2 protein-coding genes are annotated in these 4,725 nt (G+C 39.6%); both read left to right on the top strand.

Features of this window, described 5'->3' with window-relative positions; genetic code table 11:
• Positions 1–18 precede the first annotated feature (18 nt).
• Complete coding sequence (locus DBR11_RS22205) at positions 19–1,209, top strand: ROK family protein (protein ID WP_108554803.1); 1,191 nt, start codon at positions 19–21, stop codon at positions 1,207–1,209.
• Positions 1,210–1,273: 64 nt separating this feature from the next.
• On the top strand, positions 1,274–4,687 hold the full coding sequence (locus DBR11_RS22200; protein ID WP_108554802.1) for a SusC/RagA family TonB-linked outer membrane protein: 3,414 nt from the start codon (positions 1,274–1,276) through the stop codon (positions 4,685–4,687).
• Positions 4,688–4,725 lie beyond the last annotated feature (38 nt).

Raw genomic sequence — 4,725 nt, 5'->3', positions numbered from 1 at the left:
ACATAAGATCAACCAAATATGTCAGCAGCTCTAAAAAAAGGTGCATTACTGAGGAAGGAAATTCTAAAGCAATTGTACTTTCATTCAGCACTTCCTTTAAACAGGATCAGCTTCCTAACGGAAAAGAGTTTGCCTATTGTAACGGTTGCAGTTAATGAATTGATTAACGAAGATTATATTATCGATGAAGGTCTGGCTCCTTCAAGTGGTGGGAGAAGAGCTTCTCTTTATTTACTGAATCGGAGAAAAGAAAAGTTCATTGTTGCAATTGCCATAGATCAAATGCTTACCCGCTTTGTCGTTTATGATCTGGGTAGGAATATTGTTATCCCACAGAAGTCCGTAGACATTAAGGTTTCTTCTGACCCTAAGGCACTTGAAAAACTAATTCTCTTTATTCAAGAAAGTATTATTGAGTCGGGACTTTCATCAGATAAGATACTCGGCATAGGGATCGGAATGCCTGGCTTTGTGAACATAGATACCGGAACTAATTATTCCATCTTTCCAACGCCTGATGGAACTAATTTAAGGGACTATTTAATGAGTCAGCTCGACTTGCCTGTGTTTATAGACAATGATTCCAGCCTGATTGCCTTAGCTGAACTTAAACTTGGAAAAGCGAGGGGGAAACAGGATGCTATGGTAATCAATATTGGTTGGGGCACTGGTTTGGGTATGATCATCAATGGGAAGATTTTCAGGGGCCACAGTGGTTTTGCCGGCGAATTTAGCCATATCCCTCTTTCCCAGAGTAATAATTTATGTTCGTGTGGAAAAAGGGGATGTCTGGAGGTAGAAACGTCACTTTTAGTAATGGCAACGAAGGCACAAAATGAACTTAATTCGGGATCAGAGTCCAGTTTAAGGTGGCTTTTAAGGGATGAGAGCAAACATCCGGCTGATCATTTCCTGGAAGCTGCGCGTTCAGGCGACCCGCTTGCAGTATCTATACTCTCTGAATCATCTTTTCATTTAGGTAAGGGTATTGCAACTTTAATTCATATGATGAATCCTGAAACGATCATTATGAGTGGCAGAGGGGCCATTGCGGGCAAAATACTGCTCCCCTCTATACAGCAGGCCATTAATGAATTTTGTATACCGAGAATTGCGGACTTAACCACTATTGAAATATCTGAGATTGCAAATGATGCGGAATTACTGGGTGCTGCAAACCTGGTTGTTGAACATAGCGAGTTTACTTAATTGCCCTTTTTGGAGTTAATTACAAATACATTTCAACTATTATATTCACCAAAACCAAACAATTATGACTAAACTTTTCCTAAAAGTAGTGCTGCCATGCCTGGCTGCATTATTCTGGTGCACAGGACTCTATGCCCAGACCATCCGGACCATTACAGGTACGGTAAAAGATGAAACCGGAATACCTCTGCCTGCAGTGAGTGTGAAGGTTAAAAACTCCAGTACCTCAACGAGTACAAACTCACAGGGTAAGTTCTCTATTTCTGTAAATGAAGGCAGTATTCTCGAGTTTAGATACATTGGATACAAGGCCAGGGAGATTACAGTAGGATCCGCTTCTTCTATAAACGTTGATATGGAGCCAAGCAGTAATAATCTAAATGAAGTAACCGTTGAAGGGGCTTTGGGAATTCAAAAATTGGATAAGAATCTCGGTTATGCTGCAACAAAACTTAGTGGAGAAGAAATCACCAGAACAAACACAGTCAACCCGATTACTGCATTGCAGGGTAAGGTTGCTGGTGTTAATATCAATGTGATGAGTTCTGCGGGTGTTCAGACTTCGCCCTTTATCCAGATCAGGGGTGCGAAGGTATTGGGATCTACCAGTAATGCAGCTAACAACCAGCCTATATTTGTTATCGATGGTAATGTGCTTCAAAACAATATTGTTAGCGCAGATGCCCAGGACGGCGGATCACAGCTAAAAAATCTTAATCCAGATGACTATGAATCCATTACGGTATTGAAAGGGGCTGCTGCAACTTCTTTATATGGGTCACGTGGTTTGAATGGAGCTATTGTAATTACTACCAAAAAGGGGAAAGCAGGTCAGGGCTTAGGTATTGAATTTAATTCAACTTATCAAACTTCAAATATTTATAAAAGCCCTATGGCTTTTCAAAATGTCTATGGACAAGGTAGTGCGCTAACCCGGGAAGGTAATTTTGCACCTGATGGTACACAGGCCAATACGGTTGGAAGCTGGGGACCAGCATTTGATGGTACAATGCATCCTGTAATCTATGATCAAACCAGAAAAACGCCTTATGTTGCCCAGCCAGATAATTGGAAAGCTTTTTATCAGAATGGAAATTATATCAATAACAACTTAGCCCTAAGTGGTGCCAACGATAAGTTCAATTACCGTTTGTCTTACTCCAACAACTCCAGCAAAGGGATGTTACCCAATAATAGCCTGAAGAGAAATGCATTTGATCTTAAGGTTGGTGGCGACTTAAATAAGGTGTTTTCAACAGAAATTGGAATTAACTATGCCAATACAGTTACGGCAAATTATTATAATCAAAGTCGATACTATTATGGAGGAGGCTCAAATCTTGCTTTTAACACCTATTATTTACCTAGAAACCTGGACTATAATGATTGGCGTGCAACCTACCGCAACGCCGATAACTCGATTAAACCAGGTGCTTTTGGTAATTTAAGTAGTGTTACATCAGCTTTTTCTATCTTCGATAAGAACAACTACACCAATACTGAAAATTCACTTTTAGGATATGCACAACTGAAGGCTCAAGTTACGCCCTGGTTGGATCTATCCGGAAGAGGAAATATAAACATTCTAAAAACCTACAGCGAGACTAAAAATCTGGGAAATGATAAAAACAATGTAGGTGGACAATATGCGATAGGCAGTGGTTTAACAACCGATTACAATCTTCTGTTCATGGCACATGCAACTAAAAAAGTGATGAACGGCGACTTGAATATTGATTTCCGCATATTGAATGAGTATTATGGGAATATGCTTAAAGAAACCGCCACAGCAAGCACTGACGGTGGGCTCAAAGTTCCTAATCAATTCTTTTTAAACAACTCTGTAAATGCCGTAAAAAATTACGATAGCAACAACAATTATATTGGTTATCTTTCTGCTCCGCGCTCATTGTCTACTATAGGATTGGGCGGGGTATTGAACCTAAACTATAAAGACTATCTAAACTTAGAAATTACAGGTCGTAATGATTGGCTTTCCACTTTAACCTATCCAGCTTCTGTTCCGGGTGCCAATAATTATAGCGTATTTTATCCTTCTGTAAATTTATCTTACTCTTTTTATGATCATTTAAAAAGTGACATGCCAGCATGGTTGTCAAGTGGAAGATTAAGAGCATCTCTGGCCTACGTTGGTAATGCCGGTATAGCCGGAGCCTATGCGACAGGCGCAGGTTATTCTCCGGGTACGATCATTAATAACGGTAACCAATCAGTTCCGAGCGCGACACAGGTAAATGCAGATATTAAGCCAAATTTGAACTTAAAACCACAAAAACAAAGATCTATTGAACTGGGCACCAATTTTGGCTTATTTAAAGAATTGATAAATGTGGATTTCGCTTGGTACAAAACAAATACATTTAATCAGCTTATAAATCTGCCTGGTGTACTTGAAACAGGCTATAGTAAACTTTTCATCAATGCCGGGAATATCCAAAACCAAGGTCTGGAACTTTTGGTTAATGTTAACCCAATCAAAAGCAAAGACTGGGATTTAAATTTTGCCATCAATATGGCGCACAACAAGAGCAAAATTGTTGAATTCGGGAATGGGATAAAAGAATGGGAATTAAGTGGTGGATATGATGGAGCAAATGTGTGGGCTTATGAAGGGGGAGATTTTGGTGTGCTTACCTCTGATATCGGCTCATCCTCTAAAATTGATCCTAAAACAGGCTTCCCTATTATACAGGTAGGTAGCATTCAGGCCAATTCAAACCCGACTGTTAAATACAGTATGCAAGATTATAATTTGGTTAGCCCTGATTATTCAGACAGTCAGAAAAGAATCAATATTGGCAAAGTAGAACCTAATTTAGTTGGTGGTATCAGTACGACCTTGAGGTATAAAAATTTTAGCCTTTTTGCGCAAGTAGATGGTCGCTTTGGTGGAGATGTCTATTCGGAGGCATATAGTTATGCTACAGGTCAGGGAACCACATTGAACTCCTTGCAATTCCGTGACCAGGAACATGGTGGTGTAGCCAGAACCGATTCTTATACTGGCTTAACCAGATACGATGGCGTGGTCCCAAATGCAGTTTTTGATGCAGGACAGATGAGCCCTCTTAAACCAGGTGTAAGCATTGCCGGAATGACCTTCAAAGATGCCTACAATCAAGGACTTGTGGAGCCGTGGAAGGCCTCCTTATATTACAATACTTTCTATGGATGGGGCACCAATCTCAATGGAAATGAATCTGTTTCTAAAAATTCCTGGATTATGCTTCGCGAAATCACTTTAGGCTACCGTCTTCCAATGGAATGGGTAAATAAAGTCCACATTAAAGGCGCAAGGGTAAGTGTTTCTGCCAGAAACATTGGTTATTTATATAAAACACTGAGTGGAGATCAGAATCCGGAATCTCTTCAAAGTAATGATCCATTTAAGCCTTATATCACAGGAGGTGTTCCTTTTTATAGAAACTATTCCGTGAATTTAAGTATTTCCCTTTAAAATTTAAAAATATGAAAACGACACATAAATATATAGTA

This window comes from Pedobacter sp. HMWF019, assembly GCF_003061025.1.
In the GTDB taxonomy this organism is placed as follows: Bacteria; Bacteroidota; Bacteroidia; order Sphingobacteriales; family Sphingobacteriaceae; genus Pedobacter.
This window is presented reverse-complemented; position numbering and strand designations above follow the sequence as displayed.